Genomic DNA, 23614 nt, shown 5'->3' with positions numbered 1-23614 from the left:
CTAGTCGGGCCGCCAGCGCAGGATGAGAACAAGGCCGGGGGCGGGTTCGGCACCGGCCGCTTGGCCCTCCGCCAGCGGCCGCCGCGCGGCGTCGGCGCGGGCGCGGGCGAGGATCGCCGCGGGCACTGCACCGTCGAGCCACAGCGCATCGGCCTCGCCCAGCAAGCGTGCCTGCCGCAGGGTGAGGTCCTCGGGGTCGGGGCTGGTCAGGGTGATCTCGATGGGCGCGCCTGCGCCCTGATGCGCGGCCGTCCCTTCGGCCCATGCTGCGACACACGAGAAGGCTTGCGGATCGAGCGGGTCGAGCGGCCCGCCCTCGCGCAGGGCAGCATCGACGGCGCGGCGCCGCTCGGCCCCGTCGGGGAAGCGCCGCCGCAGCACCGGCCGCGCCGCCTCCAGTGCCCGCGCCAGCGCGCCCAGCGTCTCGGGCAAGACGCGCTCCAACCTGAGCCGCACGTGCTTCGCCAGACCTGCCGAGGCACCTCCGGTCCCGATCGCCACCAGCAAGGGATCGCGATCAAGGATCGAGGGCGTGGTGAAGTCGCACAATTCCGGCCGGTCCACGACATTGACCAGCATCCCGGCACAGCGCGCATTGATCGCCGCCACCTCGCAGGCCTGCGCGTCCTCGAAGGCGATGAAGGCCAGCCGGACGCCCTCGTCCACCGCCCGGGCAAAGTCGTCGATGATCACGCCGCCGGCGCGCTCCACCAGCCGCCGCTTGGGCTCTGCGGCGGGACCGTCGCCCAGCACCAGCACCTGCTGCCCAGCAACCTGGTGGAACAGCGGCAGGCTGGCAATGCGGCTCATCGGCTCCTCAGGCGAGCCATTCCGGCACGCGCTCGGCATCCATGATCGCCCCCGCCTCGATCCGGTCCGCGACCACGGCGAAGCGGTCGCCATCGACCAGCACCTCGGCCACGAAGCCGCGGGAGTTGTAGGACGAGGCCATCGTCGCGCCGTAAGCCCCCGCAGTGCGGAACACGGCGAGGTCGCCCGCCTCCAGCAGATCGCATTCGCGGCCCATGGCGAAGGTGTCCCCGGTCTCGCAGATCGGGCCGACGATGTTGGCGGTCATGCGTGCGCCCCGCGGCTCCACCGCCTCGAAATGGTGATAGGCACCGTAGAGTGCAGGGCGGGCGAGGTCGTTCATCGCCGCGTCGACGATCACGAAGGGATCCTTGATCCCGCGCTTGACCCGCACCACCCGGGTAAGCAGCACGCCGGCATTGCCGGCGATCACGCGGCCCGGCTCGAAGATCAGCGTGACGCCCCAGTCCTTCGTAACCCGCGCGACCATCGCGCCGTATTCCGCAGGCGCCGGCAGCACCTCGCCCACGCGGTAGGGCACGCCCAGCCCGCCGCCTAGGTCGACATGGGTGATCGTGTGGCCCGCCCCGCGCAGGGCCTGCACCAGCGCACCGAGCTTGCCGAAGGCGGCTTCCAGCGGCGCGAGGTCGGCGAGCTGGCTGCCGATATGCACCGCCACCCCTCGCAGGTTCACCCTCGGCAGGCCAGCGAGCTTGCCGAAGATCTGCCCCGCCTCGCTGATCGGCACGCCGAACTTGTTGTCGGCCTTGCCGGTCGAGATCTTGTCGTGGGTCCCCGCATCGACATCGGGGTTGATGCGCAAGGTGCACTGCGCGGTCAGCCCGCGGGCGGCGGCGATCTCGGCGAGTTCGACGCCCTCTTCCTCGCTCTCGATGTTGAACTGGCCGATCCCTGCGTCGAGCGCGGCGATCATCTCGGCGGCCGTCTTGCCCACGCCCGAGAAGACGATCTTCTCCGGCGCGATCCCCGCCGCGAGTGCGCGGCGCATCTCGCCCACCGAGACGACGTCTGCGCCCATGCCGGCCGCGCCCAGCACCTTCAGCACCGCGAGGTTGGGGTTGGATTTGACGGCGAAGGCGATCAGCTTGTCGGGCACGCTGTCCAGCGCCTCGCGGAACACCCGCGCGTGGCGCTCCAGCGTCGCGCGGGAATAGACGTAGACGGGGGTGCCGACCGCCTCGGCGATCTGCGGCAGCGGCACGTCCTCGGCGTGCATCACGCCGTCGCGATAGGTGAAGTGGTCCATCGGGTTTCGTTTCTATTCGGGGGGCAGGTCGAAGGGATCGTCCTGGCGTTCTTCGGAGCGGCGGCGCAGTTCGACGCTGCGTTCGGGCGCGGCGAGCGCCTCGCGGCGCAGCAGTTCCTCGGCCGAGGGTTTCTCGCTCGCGCCATAGGGAGCGGTCGGCAGGCTTGCGCCCTCGGGCGGGGTGAGCGGGGCGGCGGTGCCGCAGGCGGCGACGAACCCGGCGAGGGCCACAACGGCAAGGCGGCGCATCATTCCTCCATCCCCAGCGCCGCACGCGCGGCGGCGACCTGCAAACGGACCTGATCGGGCGCGGTTCCGCCATAGGACGCGCGCGCCGCGACCGAGGCATCGACCGAGAGCGCGGCATAGACGCTTTCGTCGATCCGCGCATCGACCGCCTGAAGGTCGGCGAGCGGCAGCTGGTCGAGCGCGATGCCGCGCTGCTCGGCCAGTTTCACCGCGCTCCCCGTGATGTGATGCGCCTCGCGGAACGGGATGCCGCGCGCGCGCACCAGCCAGTCGGCAAGGTCGGTGGCGGTGGCATAGCCCAGTTCGGCCGCGGCGCGCATCCGGGCGGTGTTGAAGGTCGCGCCGGCGATCATGCCCGTCATCGCCGCAATGCTGAGCGCCATCAGGCCCGCCGCCTCGAACACCGGCGGCTTGTCGTCCTGCATGTCCTTGGAATAGGCGAGCGGTAGGCCCTTCATGGTGATCATCAGGCTCGTCAGCGTGCCGATCACCCGCCCCGAATGGCCGCGCACCAGTTCGGCGGCGTCGGGGTTCTTCTTCTGCGGCATGATAGACGAGCCGGTCGAGAGGCTGTCGGGCAGGCGGATGAAGCCGAATGGCTGGCTCGCCCACAGGATCAGTTCCTCGGCAAGGCGCGACAGGTGGAGCGCGGTGGCCGAGCAGGACCACAGGAAGTCGAGCGCGAAGTCACGGTCGGACACGGCGTCCAATGAATTGGCGGTCGGCCGGTCGAAGCCGAGGGCGCGCGCCGTCGCCTCGCGGTCGATGGGAAAGCCGGTTCCGGCCAGCGCCGCCGACCCGAGCGGGCACTCGTTCATCCGCGCCATCGCATCGGCGATCCGCGCGCGGTCGCGCCGGAGCATCTCGTAATAGGCCATGAGGTGATGGCCGAGCGTCACCGGCTGCGCGGTCTGGAGATGGGTGAAGCCGGGCATGATGCTGTCCGCGTGCTCGCTCGCCCGCGTCACCAGCGCGCGCTGCAAGGCGGCCAGCCCCTCGTCCATCTGCGCTAAGGCATCGCGGACCCAGAGGCGGAAGTCGGTCGCGACCTGGTCGTTGCGGCTCCGCGCGGTGTGGAGGCGCCCCGCGACCGGCCCGATCAGCTCGGCAAGCCGGGCCTCGGTGGTCATGTGGATGTCCTCGCGGTCCCAGTCCTCGGGCACGCCGTCGCGTTCGTATTCGGCGGCGACCGCATCGAGGCCGTTGGCGATCACCAGCGCATCCTCCGCCGGGATGATACCCTGCGCGCCCAGCATCGCCACATGGGCCTTGCTCGCGGCGATGTCCTGCCGCCACAGCGCCTTGTCGAAGGGGATCGAGGCGTTGATTTCGCGCATGATGGCGCTAGGGCCGTCGGCGAAACGGCCGCCCCACATGGCGTTGGTCGCACTGCTTCCGGAGCCCGTCATGTCCCGCTCGCCTGTCATTCTCGCCGTATCGCTCCTGCTGCTGGCGGGCTGCGATAGGCCCGCAGAGGCCCCGGCGCAACCGGTTGAGACGGTGGCGGGCGCGGCCGGCACGGTGGAGCGCAGATTCGCGGGCACGCCGCTCCCGGCGATCACGCTCGCCGATCCGGCAGGCAAGACGCTCGATCTGGGCGCGCAGGACGGGCCGGTGCTGGTCAATCTGTGGGCGACATGGTGCGCGCCCTGCGTCAAGGAAATGCCGCAGCTCGATGCCCTCGCCGCCGAACTCGAGGGCGAGGTGCGGGTGCTCACCGTCAGCCAGGACATTCGCGGAGCCGAGGTGGTGGAGCCGTTCTTTGCCAAGGGCGGCTACACCCGCCTCGAACCCTGGCTCGATCCCGAGACGGCGCTTTCGGCGCAGTTCACGCCCGAGGGGGTGCTGCCGCTGACGATCCTGTTCGATGCGAGCGGCAAGGAGGTCCTGCGGGTGACCGGCGGCTACGAATGGGGCACGCCCGAAGCGGCGGCGCTCATCCGCGGCAGCCTCGCGGAGAAGTGACCTAGCCCAGCCGCTGCGCGATCGCCTCGCCCATGCGCAGGGGATCGCCCGCTTGCAGGTCCTCGCGCCACGCCACCCGGCCCGGCTCGAACAGCAGCACGACGGTCGAGCCGAGATGGAAGCGCCCCATCTCGTCCCCCGCCGCGAAACTGCGGCCTTGTCCGGCGAAATCCTCGTGCACCGGCGCGCGCGCATGGGTGCGGAACCTGTTCGGCCAGACCGTGTCGATCCCGGCGACGATCATCGCGCCCACCATGATGCTGGCGAAGTGCCCGTCCGGTCCGTCGAAACGGCAGGCGAGGCGCTCGTTGCGGGCGAACAGGCGGTCGACCCCGGCGGCGGTCGCGACATTGACCGAGTAGAGATCGCCCGGGATGTAGCTCGTCGCCGCAAGCGTGCCGGCGGCGGGCATGTGGACGCGGTGGTAGTCCCTGGGGCTGAGATAGATCGTGATGAAGCTCCCGCCCTCGAACCGCGCGGCCTCCGCCGGGCCGCATCCGAGGATTTCCGCCACGCTGTAGTCGCGTCCCTTGGCCTGGATAATCCGTCCGCCGCTGACGGGGCCGAGCTGGCTCACCGCGCCGTCGGCGGGCGAGAGGATGAACTGGCCGGCATCCGCCAGGGGCCGCACGCCGGGCTTCAGCTCGCGGGTGAAAAAGTCGTTGAAGCTCGCGAACTCGCCGATGCCCCGCGCGGCCTCCGACAGATCGACCCCATAGGCACGGGCGAAGCGGCGGATCAGCGCATCGCGCAGCCACGGCGTCTCGCTTGCGGCAAGGCTGCCGGCGAGGCGCGAAAGGGCGTGCTGGGGGAGAACGTGCTGGAGCGCGATGAACAGGGACGACATTGCCCCGCGCTAGGGGCCTTGGCGCCCTTGCGCAAGCGCAGGGGTTAGAGCGTCGCGGTCTGCCCGCCGTCGACCTTGATCGCGCTTCCCGTGATGAATCCCGCGCGCGGGGAGGCGAGGAAGGCGGCGATGTCGCCGAATTCCTCCGGCCGCCCGAGCCGCCCGGCGGGGATCGCCGCGACCGAACGGGCGGTGACCTGCTCCGGGGCGAGGCCCTGTCCGGCGGCCATCGCGGCATGGAGGCTGGTGAGGCGGTCGGTGGCGATCTGGCCCGGCAGCAGCAGGTTGACCGTCACCCCGTCGGCGGCGACCTCGGCGGCGAGGGTCTTGCACCAGGATGCCAGCATCGCGCGCACCGCGTTGGAGAGCACGAGGCCGGGGATCGGGGTGATAAGGCTGGTCGAGGCGACCGCGAGAATCCGGCCGAAGCCGCGCTCGCGCATGGCGGGAAGGAAGGCCTGGGCGAGCGCGATCTGGGCGTTGAACATCCGCGGGAAGACCGCGGCGAAGTCCGCAGGGGTGGCGCTGGCGGCACCGGCCATCGGCGGACCGCCGGCGTTGAGCACGAGGATGTCGGGCGAGCGGCCCGCGTCCCGCACGGCCGCGATGATGGCGTCAGGCGCATCCGGATCGTCGAGATCGGCGGCAATGTGGAGCACGCCCGTGTCTGAGCTCCCCGAGCGGGCGACGGTGACGACCTCGGCCCCTTCCGCTGCCAGCGCCGCAGCGATCGCACGGCCCAGCCCCTTGCTGGCACCCAGAACGAGCGCCGTCCTGCCTTCGAGCCCAAGGTCCATCGCCCGCGTCCTCCCCGCTGAATGCCGTGCGCATGGTGGGCGGTGACGGGCTCGAACCGCCGACCCTCTCGGTGTAAACGAGATGCTCTACCAACTGAGCTAACCGCCCCAAGGCGCGCGCGTCCGGGCGGTTTACCCGTGTCCGCGCGGCGGTCAAGCTGGTAGAACCTGCAGGCCATGACCATCCAGACCCAGCTCAACGACGGCACCCCGGTCAGCATCCGCCGCGTCCGGCCTGAGGACGAGGCGCGGCTGAAGGAGGGGATCGCGCGCCTCTCGCCGCAGTCGCGCTATCTCAGGTTCTTCTCGGGGATGCGCGAGGCGCCGCCGCAGGTGCTGCGCGCGCTGGCAAGCGCGGACGGGCACGACCACATCGCCTGGGGCGCGCTGCGCTCCGACCTTGCCGATACGCCCGCATTGGGCGTCGTCCACGCGTTCCGCGATGCCGACGATCCGGAAGCGGCCGAATATTCCGTCGCGGTGATCGACGAATATCACGGCCGGGGCCTTGCGCGGCTGCTGACGGCGGTGCTGCTGCTGGATTGCGCGCGCGAGGGGCTGGAGCGGTTCACTGTCCACATCCTGCCCGAGAACCGTCCGGCGCTGGCGCTGGCGCGCTCGCTCGGGGCGGAAGGAGTGGGCCACGAAGGCGGGGTCTCGGTGCTCGAGATCGACATCGCCGAGGCGCTCGCGGCCCTGCGCGCCGAGCCTGACGTGCCGGGGCTTGCGGCCGTGTTCGAACAGTTCGGCGAGCAGGCCTAGGCGAGGCCGTTCGGGGCGGCTAGGGCACCGGCATGACCAGGCAACCACGCATCCTCGTCCTCGGCACCGGCGGCACGATCGCGGGCGCGGGCGCGGGCGCGGGCGCGGGCGGCATGGGCGCCGCCTATCGCCCCGGCGGGCTGTCGCTCGAGGTGCTGGTGGGGCATCTCGCGGCGCTCGGGCTGGCGGCGGAACTGGTGCCGCAGGAGATCGCCCGGATCGGCTCGCAGGACATCGGTTTCGCCGAGTGGCAGGCGCTCCACGCGGCCTGCGCGGGCGCGATGACCGATCCCGCCATCGATGCGGTGATCGTCACCCACGGGACGGACACGGCGGAGGAGACCGGCCTGCTGCTCGATCTCACCCTGCCGACGACCAAGCCCGTCATCCTCGTCGGCGCGATGCGTCCCGCCGATGCCGTGGGAGCGGACGGGATGCGCAACTTCGCCAACGCCGTGAAGGTCGCGGGCGATCCGGCGGCGGCGGGGCGCGGCGTGATGCTGGTGATGGGCGACGCGGTGCTCGCCGCGCGCGATGCCCGCAAGGCCGCCACAAGCAGCATCGACGCCTTCCGCAGCTTCCCGAGAGGCCCGCTGGCCCGGGTCACTCCGGCGAGTCTCGACTGGTTCGGCCCCCCGCACCGCGCGGGCGAAGCGGCGCGCCATGCCTTTCCGGCAGAGCTGCCGCGCGTCGCGATCCTGACAGCGGGGGCGGGGATGGACGAAAAGCCGGTCGAGGCGCTCCTCGGCATCGGCGCGCGCGGCATCGTGCTCGCCGGCATGGGGCAGGGCAATGCGCCGCGCGTCGTGCTGGAGGCGCTCGCCCGCGCGGCGGCAAGCGGCGTGCCGGTGGTGCGCGCGAGCCGCGTCGACGAGGGGCTGGTCGATCGCAATGTCGAGGTCGAGGACAACGCGCTCGGGCTTGTCGCCGCCCGCGCGCTCGGCCCGGCCAAGGCGCGGGTGCTGCTGATGGTGCTGGTGGCGAACGGGATCACCGACGCGGCGAGCGTCCAGGCGGCGTTCGACGCGTAGGGCGAGCGGCGGTGATGGACGCGGACCCGCCGGGCGCAGAGTTGAGCCGCAAGACCCGTCGCCACGATGATCAGGCTTGCCGACTGCGAATGAGCCTGAGGCGAACCGGCAAGCATGGCTCGTGCGCCCATCGCTCCGACCGGACAGCTTGCGGCCGATCGCCCATACGATAGGATTGCCGATCGCTGACCGGGGGGCTGGACTATGAGCGGGGAATCGGTGGTTACGGAGCGCGTCGCGACGGGTGACGAGGGCTTCTTTCTCGGCACGGCGGCGGTCATGGCCGTGGTCGTGATCGGCGGCTTTCTCAATCTCTGGCTTCAGGGTGTCACGAGTTTCGCTGCGCCCTGGCCCGTCCATCTCCATGCTTTCGTGTTCATGGGGTGGGTCGGATTTTTCACCCTGCAGGTCATTCTGGCTACCCGCGGTTCGCAGTCCCTCCATCGCCGTCTCGGCTGGATTGCGCTCGCCTATGTGCCGGCGATCCTGATCTCGGGAACGGCCACCATTGTGCGGGTGATGCAGCTGGGCACCACCCCGCCGATGTGGACACCGGCCTATTTTCTGGTGATGAACATGATGGCGCTGGTCGGCTTCGTCGTTCTGACCGGCGCGGCGGTGGCCATGCGGCGACGCACCGACTGGCACCGCCGCCTGATGATCTGCGGCATGGCGGCGCTGCTTGTCACACCGGTAAACCGCTGGATGCCGGTGCCGGTGCTGTTCGCGGTGATGAGCCTTGCCTCGTCGCTCGTCATCCTGCTGTTTCCGCTGGCCGGAATGATCCGCGACAAGCGCCGTGGCGGGCGGCTCCATCCCGCCTGGGCATGGGGTCTGGGCGCGCTTGTCGCAACCGGCATTGCGACGGAGGTCGTGGGGCGCAGCGCGCTGGCCGGTGCCGCGGTAGCTGCGATCACCGAAGGCCAGCCGGCAGCTGGAACCGCGCCCCTTGAAAGGCCTATCCCCAGGGCGTGACGAGGTACTTTTCGCCGGTCTTCATCTGGCGGTAGTCGCAGATCGCGTCCTTCTCGAGCATCCCTTCCAGTGTCACCTTGGCCTTGTAATGCGAGGCGAAGGTGGTGGTCAGATTGTCGATCACCCGCTTGCGCATCCGCACCACGGTTTCCATGCCCGCGCGCTGGAGGAAGGGGGTCAGCAGCCAGCCCGCCACGCACCACTGGAGGCCGTAAGACGCGGTGAGGATGGTCGGGTTCTGGAGATCGAGCCGGCCGTAGATGTACATCTTCTTCTGCTGGTTCGAGCCGTAGCGCGAGAACTCGCTCATCTGGCTGACCGCGACCTGCTCCATCGCCTTCAGCACGCCGTCGGAGGCCTGCCCGCCGCCGATCGGGTCGAAGCCGAGGAAGGCGCCGGTCTCGGCGATCGCGGCACGCAGGTCGGCCATGTAGGTGGGGGCCGAGGAGTTCACGACATATTGCGCGCCCTGCGACTTCAGCAGTTCGACATGCTCGTCCTTGCGCACGATATTCACCAGCTTCATCCCGTCCTCGATGCAGATGCGATTGAGCATCTGGCCGAGGTTCGAGGCGGCGGCGAGGTGGACGATGGCCGAATGGCCTTCCATCCTCGCGGTCTCGACGAAGCCCAGCGCGGTCATCGGGTTGACGAAGCTGGAGGCGCCGGCTTCCGAGGAATGCTCGCCCAGCGGCAGGCACATCATGGCGTCGGCGATGGCGTATTGCGAGAAGGCGTTGCCGGGCACGCAAGCGACGCGCTGACCCATGAGAGCCTTCGCCATGTCGCTGTCGCCCGTGGCGATGACGGTGCCAGCGCCCTCGTTGCCCGCGGGGAGGCGCTGGCCGTGGCGGGCCTTGCTGCCGGTGAGGAACGGCTCGGGCATGGTCGCGACGACCTTGCCGGGGGTGTATTCGGCGTTCTCGAAATCGGCGGCGCTGGTGAGGATCGCGAGATCGCTCGGGTTGATCGGCGCGGCTTCCATCTTCACCAGCACCTGATTGCCGGTGGGGGCAGGGAACTGGCTTTCCGCCACTTCCAGCGTCAGCTTGCCGTCGGCGGTGAGGGTGGTGAAGAGCTGCTTTCCGGTGGTCATGGCGATCGTCTCCCTTGGTTGCCGGCCGGCCTAGGGTTTCTGGTTGCGATTGGCAACGGGCAGGGCGCCGTAGGAAATCGCTCCCCGCGGGAAGGCAGGAAGAAGGGGTTTCACGCAGAGACCGCAGAGGAAAGAGAGGCGCAGAGATGGTGCGCTTGCGGCGAAGCCGCATTCATCTTCGGACGGCTCTTCCTGGCGCGACGTCGCATAAGGTCAGGATGCCTTCGGCAGGCACAACTCCTCCGCGTCTCTCCTTTCTTCTCTGCGCCTCTGCGAGAAACAACCCGCGGCAATGCCGCGTAACCTTAACCCTCGGGATAGGTGGCTTCGACGAAATAGAGCCCGTGCGGCGGTGCGTTCAGCCCCAGCGCATTGCGGTCGCGCGCCGCCAGCGCCTTGGCGATGCGGTTCTCGGGCCATGTTCCCGCGCCGACGAGCTTGAGGCACCCAACCATGCTGCGCACCTGATGATGCAGGAAGGAGCGCGCGGCGGCGTGGATGTGCACTTCCTCGCCAACTTTCTCGACCCGCAGCTCGTCCAGCGACTTCACCGGATCGGGGGCCTGGCAATGCACGCTGCGGAAGGTCGTGAAATCATGCCGCCCGACCAGCGCCTGCGCGGCGCGGTGCATGGCCTCGGCGTCCAAGGGCTGGGGCACGTGCCACGCCTTGTCGCGCAGCAGCGTCAGCGGCGCGCGGCGGTTGGCGATGCGGTAGAGATAGCGCCGCCCGGTGCAGGAAAAGCGCGCGTGCCAGTCCTCCGGCACCACCGCGCAGGCGGTGACCGCAACCGGGTCGGGCCTCAGGTGCGCGTTGAGGGCCTCCATCAGACGGAAGGGATCGAAGGGCTTTTCTATGTCCACATGGCTGCGCATCGCCAGCGCGTGCACGCCGGCATCGGTGCGTCCGGCGGAATGCATGACGACCGTCTCGCCGGTGATCCGGTGCAGCGCGTCCTCCACTGATTGCTGCACGCTCGGCCCGTGGCTCTGGCGTTGCAGCCCGAAGAAGGGCGTGCCGTCGAATTCGAGGGTGAGGGCGAAGCGGGTCATGGCCTCCTGCCCTTGCCGTTCGTGGCGAGCGAAGTCGAGCCACCTGCGCAGGGCCTTTCGACTGCGCTCGAGGCGAACGGCCTAGGCAAGCACCGTCCCCGCTGCCACGGCCCGCCCGCGCAGGAACTCGGCCCGCTCCAGCACGGGCTTTCCGGCGCGCTGGAGCTTCAGGGGCCGGATCGCGCCCGTGCCGCAGGCGATGGTGAAATCCGCGTCGAGCACCGTGCCGGGAACGCCGCTCGCGTCCACCAATTCGGCGAGCAGCAGCTTCACGCGCTCGCCTTCAAGTTCGAACCACGCGCCAGGGAAGGGAGCGAGGCCGCGCACGAGGCGCTCGATCGCCTCGGCGCCCTGCGACCAGTCGATCTTGGCCTCGGCCTTGTCGATCTTGGGGGCGTAGATCGCCGCCGCATCGTCCTGAGCCTGCGGCGGGAAGGCGGGGAGATCGGCCAGCACCTCGATCATCGCCGCAGCGCCTAGAGCGCCCAGCTCCTCGAACAGCTCGCCCGTGGTCTTGCGCCCGACCGGCACCGTCACCTTGTGGAGCATCGGCCCGGTGTCGAGCCCCGCCTCCATCTGCATGATCGTGACGCCGGTTTCGCCGTCCCCCGCCATTACCGCCCGGTGGATCGGCGCGGCCCCGCGCCAGCGCGGCAGGAGCGAGGCGTGGATGTTGAGGCAGCCGTGGCGGGGCGCGTCGAGCACCGGTTGCGGCAGGATCAGGCCGTAAGCTGCGACCACCGCGACATCCGCCTGCAATGCCGCAAATTCCGCCTGCGCTTCGGCCCCCCGCAAGGACACGGGCGAGCGCACTTCCAGTCCCAGCCGCTCGGCCTCAATCTGGACCGGGGAGGGCATCAGCTTCTTGCCCCGCCCGGCCGGGCGCGGCGGCTGGGTGTAGACGCAGGCGATCTCGTGCCCCGCCTCCGCCAGAGCGCGCAGGGCCGGAACCGCGAAATCGGGCGTTCCCATGAAGATCACTTGCACAATACAAATCCCGTTCGGGCTGAGCTTGTCGAAGCCCTGCACTTTCCTCTAGCGCTGGCCATAAAGAGAAGTGCAGCCCTTCGACAAGCTCAGGGCGAGCGGATAGGGGAGTTTCATGGCCTCACAGGAAATCGAAGCCCTCAGTTCCGCGCTCGCCCGCCTGCCCGGTCTGGGCCCCCGCTCGGCGCGGCGGGCGGTGCTGTGGCTGGTCAAGCACCGCGAGAGCGCGCTGCCCGCCCTGCTCGAGGCGCTCGCCGGGGTCGCCGAGACGCTCGTCGAATGCCACATCTGCGGCAATGTCGACACCCGCGACCCCTGCGGCATCTGCGCCGACCCGCGCCGCGATGCGCGCAGTCTTTGCGTGGTCGAGGAGGTCTCCGATGTCTGGGCGCTCGATCGCGCGCGCCTGTTCCCCGGGCGTTACCATGTGCTCGGAGGCCGGCTCTCCGCGCTGGACGGGATCGGCCCGGAAGACCTCAACATCGCCAGCCTTCTCGCACGGGTCGAAGGCGGCGGCGTGGACGAGGTGGTGCTCGCCATGAACGCCACGCTCGAAGGCCAGACCACCGCGCATTACCTCGCCGAACGGCTGGAAGCCTTCCCCCTGCGCGTCACCCAGCTCGCCCACGGCCTGCCGGTCGGCGGCGAGCTCGACTATCTGGACGAGGGCACCCTCGCACAGGCCCTGCGGGCGCGAAGGCCTGTCGGCTGATCCGATCACCCTGATCGGAGCATCGCGCTTGCCGGAAGGCGGCGCGGCCCCTATCTTGCGCGCATTATGGCTATCCGCGAAATCCTCGAAGTGCCGGACCCCCGGCTCAAAGTCGTCTCGACCCCGGTCGAACCGCATGAATTCGGCCCCGAGCTGAACCAGCTCGTCGAAGACATGTTCGAGACGATGTACGATGCCCCCGGGATCGGCCTCGCCGCGATCCAGGTCGGCGTCCCCAAGCGGGTGCTGGTGATCGATCTCCAGCCCGACGATCCGGACGCGGAGCCGGTCGAGTGCACCAGCCACGGCGGGCACAAGCACACGCACCCGGCCACCAGGAAGGAACCGCGGGTCTTCGTGAACCCGGTGATCCTCGATCCCGCGGCGGAGCTTTCGACCTATCAGGAAGGCTGCCTCTCGGTCCCCGAGATCTACGCCGACGTCGATCGTCCGGCGACCTGCACCGTGCGTTATCAGGACCTCGAAGGGAACACCCACGAGGAACATCTCGAAGGCCTGATGGCAACCTGCCTGCAGCACGAGATGGACCACTTGGAAGGCATCCTCTTCATCGACCACCTCAGCCGCCTCAAGCGCGCGATGGTGCTGAAGAAGCTCGAGAAGATCAGGCGCGCGGCGTAGCTTGTTTGCGAACCCGCCTCCGCGCCTTCGTCCTCGCTAGACGCGCAGCAGAGCTGCGCCCGCTGCGGCTCGCGCGCGTGCGCTCGCGGCCCTGCGGGCCGATGCTTTCGCCCGGCGGCATTCTCTCGCCTCCCCGGGCCTGATTGGGGGCCCCGCTTCCTTGCCGTTGGAACCCCGCCGCCTCGGCCAGGGTAACCCCGCGCATGATCGACGATGCGACCATGCTCGCCGTCGCCCGCGGTGTGGCGCAGGTGTTCGAACTTGCCGGGATGGCGGTCATCGTCCTCGGCGCGCTGATCGCCGCCGCGGGTCTGGCAAGGCCCGGCTCCACGTCCGGAGAGGACCGCATCGCCTCCTTCCGCCGCGCCCTCGGCCGCGCGATCCTGACGGGGCTCGAACTGCTCGTCGCCGCCGACATCATCCGTACCGTCGCCATCGACCCGACCCTCGAGAGCGTCGTCGTTCTCGGCCTCATCGTGCTCATCCGCACCTTCCTCAGCTTCAGCCTCGAGGTCGAGATCGACGGGCGCTGGCCGTGGCAGAAGAAGGCCAAGGCCGCAGAATCCGGGCAAGCTCCGGGAAACGACGGGGGATAGACGCGCACGGGGGCTGGTGTTCTCTTTTCGTTCCGTGTAGGAACGGGGTATGGATACCTCGATTCTCCCCCTCCTCACGCTTGTTGCCGGTCTCGTCCTTGGCGGAGCCGGCGGCTGGTTCCTCGCCTCCCGCCCGCTCGCCGATCTGCGCGCCCGGCTGGCCGATGCGGAGCGCGCGGCGGCCGAGGACGAGGCCGAGTTCAAGCGCGCGGTCGCCGAACTGGGCGAAGCGCGGATCGAGGTCGCCGGACTGAAAGAGCGCGCTGCACAGGCTGACGGGCTGCTCCTGCGGCTCGACGCAGTGCAGACCGAGCGCGCCGATCTGGCGCAGCGCCTTGCCGCGCTCGAAAGCGCCTCGGTGGAGCGCGAGAAGGCCTTTGCCGAACAGAAGCAGGGCCTGCTCGATGCCCAGGAGGCGCTGCGCAAGGAATTCGAGAACGCCGGCAGCCGTGTCCTCGAACAGGCCCAGAAGGCCTTTCTGGAACGGGCCGAGGCGCGCTTCCGCCAGTCCGAGGAAGCGGGCGAACAGAAGATCAAGGCGCTGCTCTCGCCGGTGGGGGAGAAGCTTGCCAGCTACGAAAAGCAGGTCGCCGAACTCGAGACGAAGCGCAGCGATGCCTTCGCCGGGCTGAACCGGCTGATCGAGGAAATGCGCAAGGGGCAGGACGAGGTGCGGCGCGAGGCGCAGCGGCTCGGCAATTCGCTCACCAACGCGCCCAAGGCGCGGGGCCGCTGGGGCGAAAAGGCGCTGCAGAACCTTCTCGAGCAATGCGGGCTCGCGCAGCACACCGATTTCATCATGGAGCATTCGGTCGCCACCGAGGACGGCCGCCTGCGCCCGGACGCGATCGTGCGCATCCCCGGCGGCAAGGTCCTGGTGATCGATTCCAAGGTCTCGCTCAACGCCTATCAGGCGGCTTTCGAGGCGACCGACGACGATGCGCGCGCCCGGGCGCTGGCCGACCATGTCCGCTCGATGCGCAATCACGTCCAGACGCTCGGGGCCAAGAGCTACCAGTCGCAGTTCGAGGACGCGCCCGATTACGTGGTGATGTTCGTTCCCGGCGAGCATTTCGTCGCCGCCGCGCTGGAGGCGGATCCCGACCTGTGGAACTTCGCCTTCGACAAGCGCGTGCTGCTGGCGACGCCCACCAATCTCGTCGCCATCGCCCGCACGGTGGCGCAGGTGTGGCGGCAGGATGGCCTTGCGAAGGAGGCGCAGGAAATCGGCCGGATGGGCGCCGAGCTCTACGACCGCCTCGCCACCGCCGCCGAGCATCTCAAGCGCGTCGGTGGCGGGCTGGAAAGCGCGGTCAACAATTACAACAAATTCGTCGGAAGCTTCGAACGCAACGTGCTGTCCTCCGGTCGGCGGCTCGCGGAAAAGGGTGTCGAGATCGGCAAGCGCGAGATCGACGAGGTGCCCTTGGTGGCGAGCGCCCCGCGCTATAATGCCGAGGATGTTGCAGCGCTCGAAGCGCCTGATAAGGAAGGAGAAGACGACAATCGCGACGCGGCGGAGTAGGGTGCATGGGGGACGGGGTTTCGGGCTGGCAGCTGGCGCAGATCAATATCGGCAAGCTTCTCGCGCCCCAGGGCGACCCACGGGTGCAGCCCTTCTTCGATGCGCTCGAACGGATCAACGCCATCGCCGATGCCTCGCCCGGCTTCGTCTGGCGGCTGCAATCCGAAAGCGGCAACGCGACCGATTTCGACGTCGCCTCCGATCCGCTGCTCCTGCTCAACATGTCGGTCCCGACGCCGGAGCGCCCGCCTCGGGGCAGCTGAACTGGGCGATCGTGGACCTCGCCGAAGGTTACGAGGGCCCGGGCAAGCCCTTCACCCGGATTGTCCTGCCCGGCGGGGGCGGGACCGCCGTCGTCGAGACCGCAAGGCTGCGGAGCCTGATCGACTATCGCCTCCTCGCGACCAACACCCAGCAGGGCTGGCGGATCACCGCGCTGATCGCGGGCGACTAGTCGCCGAGCGCCGCCAGCACCTCGTAGGCCAGCACCGCCCCTGCGACGGCCGCATTCAATGAATCCGCGCGGCCCTTCATCGGCATGGTCACGCGCAGGTCGCAGGCCATCTCGTAGTCCTCGGGCAGGCCCTGTGATTCGTTGCCGACGAGGATGAAGCACGGCGCGGAATAGGGCGCCCCGCGATAGGGCACGGCATCCCGCAGCGATGCGGCCACAAGCTGGCCCTCACCCGCACGAAGCCAGCCGAGGTAATCCTCCCACCGCGCCTGGGCGAGACCGACGGTGAATACCGCGCCCATGCTCGCCCGCACCGCCTCGGCGCTGAAGGGGTCGGCGCAGTCGTCGATCAGGATCAGCCCGCCCGCACCGACCGCATCGCAGGTGCGCAGCATCGTGCCGAGATTGCCCGGATCGCGCAGCGCCTGCGCCGCCAGCCAGATCGGCGCGGCGCTCCGGTCGAGCCGCCCGAGCGATGTGTCCCATTCGTCGAACACCCCCGCGACAGCCTGCGCGTTCTCCTTGCCGGTGATCTTCGAGAGGATGTCGGGCGTGGTCGCGATCACCTCGCCGCCTGCCGCCACGACGTCGGCCTCGAGCCGCCCGAGCAGGGGGTGCTCGCGCCCCTCGGCCATCACCAGCGTGCGCGGCACGCGGCCCGAGGCGCGCGCGTCCTCTAGCAGGCGCAGGCCCTCGACGAGGAACTGGCCGGCGCGCTTGCGGTGCTTCTTGTCGCGCAGGGACCGCAGGTACTTGACCGTCGGATTGGAAAAGCCGGTGATGTGCTTGCGCATGGTGAGCCTATGCCGTTCGTGTCGAGCGTAGTCGAGACACCTCGCACCGGCCTCTCGACTGCGCTCGAGGCGAATGGCCTCGTGGTATCAATCCTCGCCGAAGCCGTCCGCGATCAGCGCCACCAGATCGGCGAGCACCGCATCCGCGCCGTCACCCTCGACCGCGACCTCGACCGTGTCGCCCTTGGCCGCGCCGAGCATCATCAGCCCGAGGATCGATCCCCCGGCGGCGCTGTGGGGGGTCTTGCTGACGGTGACCTTGAGCCCTTCCGGCAGGGCCGCGACGGCGCCGACGAACTTCGCGCTCGCCCGGGCGTGCAGGCCGCGGCGGTTGACGATGGTGACGCTCTGCCTTGCCTCCCCCACGGCGGCGACCCTCAAGCCTTGGCCCTTGCGGGCGGGGCCGTGTCCGCCCCCAGCAGCTCGCTGGCGATGGTGATGTAGTTGCGCCCCGCGGTCTGCGCGGCGTGGACCGCTGCGGTCACGTCCATCGCCTTGCGGGCGCCCGCCAGCCGGATGAGCATCGGCAGGTTGATCCCCGCGATCACCTCGACATGCCCGGCATCGAGCAGCGAGATCGCGAGGTTCGAGGGTGTGCCGCCGAACAGGTCGGTGAGGATGATCACGCCCTTCCCGGTGTCGACCGCGGCGATCGCCCCGGCGATCTCGGCGCGGCGCTGCTCCATGTCGTCATTCGGGCCGATGCAGACCGTGACGATGCCCTCCTGCGGGCCGACCACGTGCTCCATCGCCTCGACGAATTGGTCCGCGAGGCGGCCATGGGTTACCAGGATCAAGCCGATCATGTGTGACAAGGGGTCCGTTAACTGCCCGCCGGGAGGGCTGCCTTACGCGTTTATACCATGGCCGACAATGCGCCTTGCATTGCGCGGCCGAAATCCGGCACCGGGTGTCAGCGGCGATCGCCCTCGATGGCGTCGGCCGCGCGCGAACCCAGGTTGCGGTGCCGGACAGTGGGCGAAAATCCCGCGGCGCGCAAGGCCTCTGCCATGCGTTCGGCGGTGTAGACCGAGCGATGTCTCCCGCCGGTACAGCCGAAGGCGACATGGACATAGGGCTTGCCCTGCGCGGCATAGCGCGGAAGCAGCACCAGCAGCAGGTCGCGGATTCGCACGAACACGTCGGCGAAGGCGGGGTCGCGTTCGATGTGCTCGCCCACGGCCGCGTCCTGCCCGGTCTGTTCCTTGAGGCCCGGCACCCAGTGCGGGTTGTCGAGGAAGCGCATGTCGAACACCAGATCGGCGAGGGGCGGCATTCCGCGCGCGAAGCCGAAGCTCGAGATGGTGAGGGTCAGCGCGGTTTCGGCCTCGGCGGGGGCGAAAAGCTCGCGCACGCGGGCCTGAAGGTCATTGCTGGTGAGCGCGGTGGTGTCGATCAGCACCTCCGCCCATCGGCGCAGCGGTTCCAGCAGCTCGCGCTCGGCGGCGATGCCGTCCAGCACCGGACGGCCGGCGGCCATCGGATGGCGGCGACGCGTTTCGTTGAAGCGGCGTTCGAGCTCGCTCCCGCCGCAGTCGAGGAACAGCGAGGTAAGCGCCAGATCGGGCCGCGCGCCGAGATCCTTCACCAGCGCGATGATGTCATTCGGCACGAAGCCGCGGGTGCGCGAATCGAACCCGATCGCCAGCGGCGCGCGGGTCTCGTCGGGCATGGTGACGAGGCGCTTGAGCATCCGCACGGGGAAATTGTCGATGGTCTCCCAGCCCAGATCCTCGAGCACGTCTAGCGCGGTCGACTTGCCCGCGCCCGCCAGGCCGGTGACGAGCAGCAGCTGGCGCTTCTCGGGCGGGGCGGGGCTGGGCTCGGGCGTGTTCATCGGCCCTAGTCTGACGGGTTGGTGCCGCAAAGGGAAGATGGTTCGAAGGCAAGGCCATGCACCCGCAGCGCCCACTCCGCGCGCAGCGCCGGGGCGACGGGGCCGGGATCGAAGGCGAGCACGGGGATCGCCACCCCGGCGATCACGCGGGGGGGCAAGGGGGCGGGCGGCAGGCGCTCGGGCGCGGGTCCGCCGAGCGTCAGGACCAGCGCGACGGGCGCTGGGGGCGCGAGAGGCAGGCGGACAAGCCCCACGCCGCGCACCTCGATCAGTCCCGCGATGTTCGGCGGGGGCGCGGCAATCAGTCGGCCGTCCGCTGTGGCGGTCAGCGTCACGCCGTCATCCCCGATCAGCCCCGCGCCGCGATCGATCAGCGCGAGCGCGAGGCTCGACTTGCCCGCGCCCGGCGCTCCCTCGATCAGCAGCGCCCGGCCGCCGATCGCCACCGCGCCTGCCTGCATCACGACGGATAGCTGCGCGGTCACGGTGCGGACGGCAGGGTCAGGCGCAGGCACGCGCCGCCCGCGCCGTCAGGGCGGGCGTCTGCGATCAGCGTCCCCTCATGCGCCTCGGCGATGGCGCGGCCGATGGCGAGGCCGAGTCCCGAATGGTTGCCGAAGCTCTCGCCCTCGGGCCGGTCGGAATGGAAGCGGCGGAACACCGCCTCGCGCGCGTCGGCGGCGATGCCGGGGCCCTCGTCGCACACCTCGGTGACGACATGACGGCCGGCGAGACGGATCGTGACGCGCACGGTGCCCGCTTCCGGCGAGAAGGACACGGCGTTGTCGAGCAGGTTCTCGGCCACCCGTTCGAGCTGGCTCGGCACCCCCATCACCCGCGCCTGTCCGTCTTGCGCGGCGTCGAGTTCGAGCCGGCGACCGCCGTTCATCCCGCGGTCCTCGCGGCTGCGGATGAGGTTTTCGAACAGCGCGGCGAGGTCGACCCGCTCCAGCGTCGCGCGGCTGATCTCGGCATCGACCCGGCTGGCGGCGGCGATCTCGGTCACGAGCCGGTCGATCCGGCGCACGTCGTGGGCGGCGATGCCGACAAGCTGCTGGCGCAGTTCGGGATCGTCCACGCGCGGCAGGGTGTCGATCGCGTTGCGCAAGCTGGCGAGCGGGTTCTTGATCTCGTGCGCGACGTCGGCCGCGAAGCTGTCGACCGCGTCGATGCGCTGGCGCAGCGCGCCGGTCATGTCCGAGACCGCGCGGGCGAGCAGCCCGATCTCGTCGCTCCTCTGGGGCAGGCGCGGCACCTCGACCTCGCGGTCGCGCCCCTGCCGCACCCGCACCGCGGCGCGTGCCAGCAGGCGAAGGGGCGTGACGATGGTGCGGGCGAGGAACAGCGAGAGCAGCGCCGAGGCCGCCATCACCAGCAGCATCGCGACGAACAGCGTGGTCCGCGCCGCGCGCACGCTTTCGGTGATGTCGACCGCGTTGCGCACCGTCAGGAGGGTCGCGCCCTGGAGGCCCACCGGCACCGCCGCGGTGATCACCGGCGTGCCGTCGCGCCAGTCGTAGAGCCGGACCTGCGACAGGCCGAGTTCGCGCGCGCGGGCAAGCTCGGGCCAGGCATCGGCCTCCTGCGCCTCGGGCTCGACATAGTCCTGCACCGGTTCGGCGGCGACGATGGTGTCCACCGTGCGGTCGAGCCAGCGGGCGAAGTTCTGCTCCCAGTCGTCGTCGGCGATGTCGTTGAAGCGGAAGGCCGGTTCGGCAAGGGCGAAGCTGTCGGCGGTGAGCCGTCCCTGGGCATCGAAGGTGCGAAGCCGCATCCGCTGCTCCTTGCCGATCTGCACCAGCAGCGCCTCCTGCCGCTGGCGGGTCGCGCCCGCGAGCGCCTCGGCGGTGATCTGCGCCTCGATCCGGGCGAGCTTGAACCGCTCGTTGATCAGCTGCGTGCGGTAGCTGTCGAGATAGAACAGCCCGCCGCCGAGGATCAGCAGCGGCAGGATGTTGACCGCGAGGATCCGGCCCGTGAGCGCGAAGCGTCCGGTCGCGGTCAGCTGCTCGGCCCCGTTCGCGCGCCGCCTGAGTTCAGCCATCGGTGAAACTGTATCCGGCGCCGTAGAGCGTGTCGATCGCATCGAAGCCGGGATCGACCAGCTTGAACTTGCGGCGCATCCGCTTGATGTGGCTGTCGACGGTGCGGTCGTCGACGAAGACGTCGTCGGGATAGGCCGCGTCCATCAGCTGATTGCGGCTCTTGATCACGCCGGGGCGGATGGCGAGCGCCTCGAGGATCAGGAATTCGGTGACGGTGAGGCTCACGGCCTGGCCCTGCCATGTCACCTGGTGGCGCGCCGGGTCCATGAACAGCCGCCCGCGGGTGAGGCTGGCGGGGACCGGTTCGGGCGTCGCGGCGGGGCCGGTGCCGGTGCCGGTCGCCAGCGGCTCGGCCCGGCGCAGGATCGCGCGGATACGGGCGATCAGCAGGCGCAGGGAGAAGGGCTTGGCGATGTAATCGTCCGCGCCCAGTTCCAGCCCCGCCTCCTCGTCGCTCTCGTCGTCCTTGCTGGTGAGGAAGATGACGGGGATCGCCGAATTCTCGCGCAGCCGCCGCAGCAGCTCCATCCCGTCCATCTTGGGCATCTTGATGTCGAACACGGCGAGGTCGGGCGGATTGTCGAGCAGCGCCTTCAGGGCCGTCTCGCCGTCCGAATAGAGCCGGGTGGCAAAGCCCTCGGCCTGCAATGCGATCGAGACGGTGGTGAGGATGTTGCGGTCATCGTCGACCAGAGCGATCTGGAGCTTGCGCGCCTCGCCTGCCCCGCTCTCGGGCAGGGTCGGCGCGGGCTCGGTGGTGCTGTCGGACATGGGCTCGATCCTCCTGGCCGCCGCCATCGCTGGGGACTTTGGGTAGCGCCATCGCGCAGCCTTCGCAATCGGCGCGGCATTCGGTGAAGCGGGCGGAAAAGACGACGGTGCGGAGGACTGCCGGATTTGCCATGCGGGCTGCGGTTTGACGCCGCGCGGCTTGGCAATTATGGGGCCGGACAAGGGATCGGACGGCCTGTCGACTACGCCTCCGCCTGCGGTTGCATACGTATGCGCACCTGCTACGGGGATGTGACGAAGGGCGGGGGAGATTCGGCGGCACCAGCCGGATGATCCTTGTCCGACCTGCCCAAGCCGCCTCGCCCAGGAGACGTAAGTTGACCTCGCTCGCAACCCCGCTGGCCGCCCAGAACCTTCACACCGGCGCCACCATCCATGCCAATCTCGGGACCTCGGCGCTGGTCGAGCACGCACTGAAGAAGGGCGAGGGCAAGCTCACCAAGCACGGCGCGCTGCTGGTCGACACGGGCCGCTTCACCGGCCGCAGCGTCAAGGACAAGTACATCGTCCGCGATGCCGAGACCGAGAACACGATCAACTGGGGCACGATCAACCAGCCCATGAGCGAGGCGCACTTCGCCAACCTCAAGGAAGATTTCCTCAAGGAACTCGAAGGGCAGCAGGAACTCTACGTCGCCGACCTGTTCGGCGGCTCGCAGCCCGAATACCGCGTCAACGTGCGCGTCATCAACCAGCTGGCCTGGCACAACCTCTTCATCCGCACCCTGCTGGTGCGTCCGACCGCCGAGGAACTCAGCGGTTTCGTCCCGGAATACACGATCATCAACCTGCCGAGCTTCAAGGCGAACCCGGAACGCCACGGCTGCCGCAGCGACACGGTGATCGCGGTGAGCTTCACCGAGAAGCTGATCCTGATCGGCAACACCGAATATTCGGGCGAGATGAAGAAGGGCGTGTTCGGCCTGCTCAACTACCTCCTGCCCGCGCAGGGCGTGATGCCGATGCACTGCTCGGCCAATATCGGCGCCGACGGCAAGAGCGCGATCTTCTTCGGCCTCTCGGGCACCGGCAAGACCACCCTGTCGGCCGACGCCAGCCGCACCCTGATCGGCGACGACGAGCATGGCTGGTCGGACACCGCGGTCTTCAACTTCGAAGGCGGCTGCTACGCCAAGATGATCAACCTCTCGGCCGAGGGCGAGCCCGAGATCTACGCCACCACGAAGATGTTCGGCACGATCCTCGAGAACGTGACGATGGACGAGGAAACCCGCGAGCTCGACTTCACCGACGGCAGCAAGACCGAGAACACCCGCGGCGCCTACCCCATCGAGTTCATCCCGAACACCTCGGAGAAGAACCTCGGCCCCGCGCCGTCGAACGTGATCATGCTGACCGCCGATGCCTTCGGCGTGCTGCCCCCGATCGCGCGGCTGACTGCCGATCAGGCGATGTACTACTTCCTCAGCGGCTACACCGCCAAGGTCGCCGGCACCGAGATCGGCGTGACCGAGCCGGAAGCGACCTTCTCGACCTGCTTCGGCGCCGCCTTCATGCCGCGCCACCCGAGCGTCTACGGCAACCTCCTCAAGGAGCGCATCGCCAAGGGCAATGTGCAGTGCTGGCTGGTCAACACCGGCTGGACCGGCGGCAAGTACGGCACCGGCTCGCGCATGCCGATCAAGGCGACCCGCGCGCTGCTCAACGCGGTGCTCGACGGCAAGATGGACGATGTCGAGTTCCGCAAGGACGAGAATTTCGGCTTCGAGGTGCCGGTCTTCGTCCCCGCGCTGGCCGAGGCGGGTCTCGACCAGACCATTCTCGATCCGCGCAAGACCTGGGCCGACGGCGCCGAATACGATGCCACTGCGCGCAAGCTGGTGCAGCTCTTCATCGACAACTTCGCCCAGTTCGAAGCCCATGTCGATGACGGCGTGCGTCAGGCCGCGCCGGGGCTCATCGCAGCCTGAGGCTTTTCAAGAGTTGGAGAGGAAAGCCCCGCCCGGCCCGAGCCGGAGCGGGGCTTTTTCCTTGTATCGCCATGTTCCTGCGTCACACTCGGCCGCGAATCAGCGCAGGGGAGACGCGACATGAGCATTCTCGACGGCATCCTGAAGAACATCGGCGGCGCGCCGGACGATGTGGTGAACCTCGCGGCCAAGATCGGCATCGACCCGGCCATGGCCGAACAGGCGATCGCCGCGCTCGGCAAGACCCACGTGCTGGAGGGCGACACGGTGCAGCTGGCGGCCGAGAAGACCGGCCTCAGCCCCGACATCCTCAATCAGGTGGTCGCCGCGATCGGCGGCGAGGGCTCGCTCGCCCACTTCGCCTCGATGCTCGACCTGGACAAGGACGGCAATCCGCTCGACGACATCATGGGCATGGCCGGAAAGCTGTTCGGCAAGAGCTAACGCA

The 23614-nt window shown here is 69.4% G+C and carries 28 protein-coding genes and 1 tRNA gene; 12 read left to right on the top strand and 17 right to left on the bottom strand.

Annotated elements, in window-relative coordinates; genetic code table 11:
• The 4 genes from ACMX37_RS11025 to argH are packed head-to-tail and all read right to left on the bottom strand — an operon-like array spanning position 1 to position 3702.
• On the bottom strand, positions 1-810 hold the full coding sequence (locus ACMX37_RS11025) for a precorrin-2 dehydrogenase/sirohydrochlorin ferrochelatase family protein (RefSeq protein ID WP_483145966.1): 810 nt from the start codon (positions 808-810) through the stop codon (positions 1-3).
• A gap of 7 nt (positions 811-817) precedes the next feature.
• Positions 818-2077, bottom strand: a complete 1260-nt coding sequence (gene lysA / locus ACMX37_RS11020) for a diaminopimelate decarboxylase (RefSeq protein ID WP_483145965.1) — start codon at positions 2075-2077, stop codon at positions 818-820.
• Positions 2078-2089: 12 nt separating this feature from the next.
• The gene (locus ACMX37_RS11015) at positions 2090-2329 is read right to left on the bottom strand and encodes a hypothetical protein (protein ID WP_483145964.1); all 240 of its coding nucleotides are present in this window, start codon (positions 2327-2329) and stop codon (positions 2090-2092) included.
• A complete protein-coding gene (gene argH, locus ACMX37_RS11010) occupies positions 2326-3702 on the bottom strand; it encodes an argininosuccinate lyase (RefSeq protein ID WP_483148397.1) in 1377 nt (458 codons plus the stop codon). The genes ACMX37_RS11015 and argH overlap by 4 nt, the downstream gene beginning before the upstream one ends.
• Positions 3703-3733: 31 nt before the next feature.
• On the opposite strand from argH, the gene ACMX37_RS11005 reads away from it, so the two are divergent.
• Positions 3734-4291 (top strand): TlpA family protein disulfide reductase, encoded by a 558-nt coding sequence (locus ACMX37_RS11005; protein ID WP_483145963.1) that lies wholly within the window; start codon positions 3734-3736, stop codon positions 4289-4291.
• A gap of 1 nt (position 4292) precedes the next feature.
• On the opposite strand, the gene asd is transcribed toward ACMX37_RS11005, so the two are convergent.
• The 3 genes from asd to ACMX37_RS10990 form a co-directional block, all read right to left on the bottom strand.
• Positions 4293-5138, bottom strand: coding sequence for an archaetidylserine decarboxylase (gene asd, locus ACMX37_RS11000; protein WP_483145962.1), 846 nt, complete (start codon positions 5136-5138; stop codon positions 4293-4295).
• A gap of 44 nt (positions 5139-5182) precedes the next feature.
• The gene (locus ACMX37_RS10995; RefSeq protein WP_483145961.1) at positions 5183-5935 is read right to left on the bottom strand and encodes an SDR family oxidoreductase; all 753 of its coding nucleotides are present in this window, start codon (positions 5933-5935) and stop codon (positions 5183-5185) included.
• Between the two features lie 33 nt (positions 5936-5968).
• Positions 5969-6044, bottom strand: a tRNA-Val gene (locus ACMX37_RS10990).
• Between the two features lie 68 nt (positions 6045-6112).
• Here ACMX37_RS10990 and ACMX37_RS10985 point away from each other — a divergent pair.
• From ACMX37_RS10985 to ACMX37_RS10975, 3 genes are all read left to right on the top strand, one after another.
• A complete protein-coding gene (locus ACMX37_RS10985; RefSeq protein ID WP_483145960.1) occupies positions 6113-6697 on the top strand; it encodes a GNAT family N-acetyltransferase in 585 nt (194 codons plus the stop codon).
• Between the two features lie 32 nt (positions 6698-6729).
• A complete protein-coding gene (locus ACMX37_RS10980) occupies positions 6730-7728 on the top strand; it encodes an asparaginase (RefSeq protein WP_483145959.1) in 999 nt (332 codons plus the stop codon).
• A gap of 204 nt (positions 7729-7932) precedes the next feature.
• The gene (locus tag ACMX37_RS10975; protein WP_483145958.1) at positions 7933-8703 is read left to right on the top strand and encodes a hypothetical protein; all 771 of its coding nucleotides are present in this window, start codon (positions 7933-7935) and stop codon (positions 8701-8703) included.
• On the opposite strand, the gene ACMX37_RS10970 is transcribed toward ACMX37_RS10975, so the two are convergent.
• The 3 genes from ACMX37_RS10970 to fmt all read right to left on the bottom strand — a co-directional run bounded on the left by ACMX37_RS10970 (position 8687) and on the right by fmt (position 11838).
• The gene (locus ACMX37_RS10970) at positions 8687-9799 is read right to left on the bottom strand and encodes a zinc-binding dehydrogenase (RefSeq protein ID WP_483145957.1); all 1113 of its coding nucleotides are present in this window, start codon (positions 9797-9799) and stop codon (positions 8687-8689) included. The genes ACMX37_RS10975 and ACMX37_RS10970 overlap by 17 nt on opposite strands.
• 305 nt (positions 9800-10104) lie before the next feature.
• Positions 10105-10851 (bottom strand): tRNA pseudouridine(38-40) synthase TruA, encoded by a 747-nt coding sequence (truA, locus tag ACMX37_RS10965; RefSeq protein ID WP_483145956.1) that lies wholly within the window; start codon positions 10849-10851, stop codon positions 10105-10107.
• Between the two features lie 81 nt (positions 10852-10932).
• Entirely contained in the window at positions 10933-11838 is a 906-nt protein-coding gene (gene fmt / locus ACMX37_RS10960) for a methionyl-tRNA formyltransferase (RefSeq protein ID WP_483145955.1), read from the bottom strand.
• Positions 11839-11953: 115 nt separating this feature from the next.
• Here fmt and recR point away from each other — a divergent pair, with 115 nt between their 5' ends.
• The 6 genes from recR to ACMX37_RS10930 all read left to right on the top strand — a co-directional run bounded on the left by recR (position 11954) and on the right by ACMX37_RS10930 (position 15767).
• Positions 11954-12550, top strand: a complete 597-nt coding sequence (gene recR / locus ACMX37_RS10955) for a recombination mediator RecR (RefSeq protein WP_483145954.1) — start codon at positions 11954-11956, stop codon at positions 12548-12550.
• A gap of 66 nt (positions 12551-12616) precedes the next feature.
• Positions 12617-13192: a peptide deformylase gene (locus tag ACMX37_RS10950; protein ID WP_483145953.1), complete on the top strand. Its 576-nt coding sequence runs from the start codon at positions 12617-12619 to the stop codon at positions 13190-13192.
• Between the two features lie 203 nt (positions 13193-13395).
• Positions 13396-13788, top strand: coding sequence for a DUF1622 domain-containing protein (locus tag ACMX37_RS10945; RefSeq protein WP_483145952.1), 393 nt, complete (start codon positions 13396-13398; stop codon positions 13786-13788).
• A 49-nt stretch (positions 13789-13837) separates the two neighbouring features.
• A complete protein-coding gene (locus ACMX37_RS10940) occupies positions 13838-15313 on the top strand; it encodes a DNA recombination protein RmuC (RefSeq protein ID WP_483145951.1) in 1476 nt (491 codons plus the stop codon).
• 5 nt (positions 15314-15318) lie between these two features.
• Complete coding sequence (locus tag ACMX37_RS10935) at positions 15319-15576, top strand: DUF3291 domain-containing protein (RefSeq protein WP_483145950.1); 258 nt, start codon at positions 15319-15321, stop codon at positions 15574-15576.
• 11 nt (positions 15577-15587) lie between these two features.
• The gene (locus ACMX37_RS10930) at positions 15588-15767 is read left to right on the top strand and encodes a hypothetical protein (RefSeq protein WP_483145949.1); all 180 of its coding nucleotides are present in this window, start codon (positions 15588-15590) and stop codon (positions 15765-15767) included.
• On the opposite strand, the gene ACMX37_RS10925 is transcribed toward ACMX37_RS10930, so the two are convergent.
• The 7 genes from ACMX37_RS10925 to ACMX37_RS10895 form a co-directional block, all read right to left on the bottom strand.
• Complete coding sequence (locus ACMX37_RS10925) at positions 15764-16561, bottom strand: TrmH family RNA methyltransferase (protein ID WP_483145948.1); 798 nt, start codon at positions 16559-16561, stop codon at positions 15764-15766. The two genes, ACMX37_RS10930 and ACMX37_RS10925, sit on opposite strands and share 4 nt — an antisense overlap.
• Before the next feature lie 87 nt (positions 16562-16648).
• Positions 16649-16927 (bottom strand): HPr family phosphocarrier protein, encoded by a 279-nt coding sequence (locus tag ACMX37_RS10920; protein WP_088913720.1) that lies wholly within the window; start codon positions 16925-16927, stop codon positions 16649-16651.
• A gap of 11 nt (positions 16928-16938) precedes the next feature.
• Positions 16939-17367, bottom strand: coding sequence for a PTS sugar transporter subunit IIA (locus ACMX37_RS10915; protein WP_483145947.1), 429 nt, complete (start codon positions 17365-17367; stop codon positions 16939-16941).
• Between the two features lie 107 nt (positions 17368-17474).
• A complete protein-coding gene (gene rapZ, locus ACMX37_RS10910; protein WP_483145946.1) occupies positions 17475-18398 on the bottom strand; it encodes an RNase adapter RapZ in 924 nt (307 codons plus the stop codon).
• A 5-nt stretch (positions 18399-18403) separates the two neighbouring features.
• Entirely contained in the window at positions 18404-18883 is a 480-nt protein-coding gene (locus ACMX37_RS10905; protein WP_483145945.1) for an HPr kinase/phosphorylase, read from the bottom strand.
• Positions 18880-20442 (bottom strand): sensor histidine kinase, encoded by a 1563-nt coding sequence (locus tag ACMX37_RS10900; protein WP_483145944.1) that lies wholly within the window; start codon positions 20440-20442, stop codon positions 18880-18882. The genes ACMX37_RS10905 and ACMX37_RS10900 overlap by 4 nt, the downstream gene beginning before the upstream one ends.
• Complete coding sequence (locus ACMX37_RS10895) at positions 20435-21214, bottom strand: response regulator transcription factor (RefSeq protein WP_483145943.1); 780 nt, start codon at positions 21212-21214, stop codon at positions 20435-20437. Before ACMX37_RS10895 ends, ACMX37_RS10900 begins: the two co-directional genes overlap by 8 nt.
• A gap of 338 nt (positions 21215-21552) precedes the next feature.
• On the opposite strand from ACMX37_RS10895, the gene ACMX37_RS10890 reads away from it, so the two are divergent.
• Together ACMX37_RS10890 and ACMX37_RS10885 are read left to right on the top strand one after the other, a co-directional pair.
• Positions 21553-23166: a phosphoenolpyruvate carboxykinase gene (locus ACMX37_RS10890; RefSeq protein ID WP_483145942.1), complete on the top strand. Its 1614-nt coding sequence runs from the start codon at positions 21553-21555 to the stop codon at positions 23164-23166.
• Between the two features lie 120 nt (positions 23167-23286).
• Positions 23287-23610, top strand: coding sequence for a hypothetical protein (locus tag ACMX37_RS10885; RefSeq protein WP_483145941.1), 324 nt, complete (start codon positions 23287-23289; stop codon positions 23608-23610).
• The last annotated feature ends 4 nt before the right edge of the window (positions 23611-23614 follow it).

The sequence above is a fragment of the Porphyrobacter sp. THAI-01a genome (genome assembly GCF_056868655.1).
This window is presented reverse-complemented; position numbering and strand designations above follow the sequence as displayed.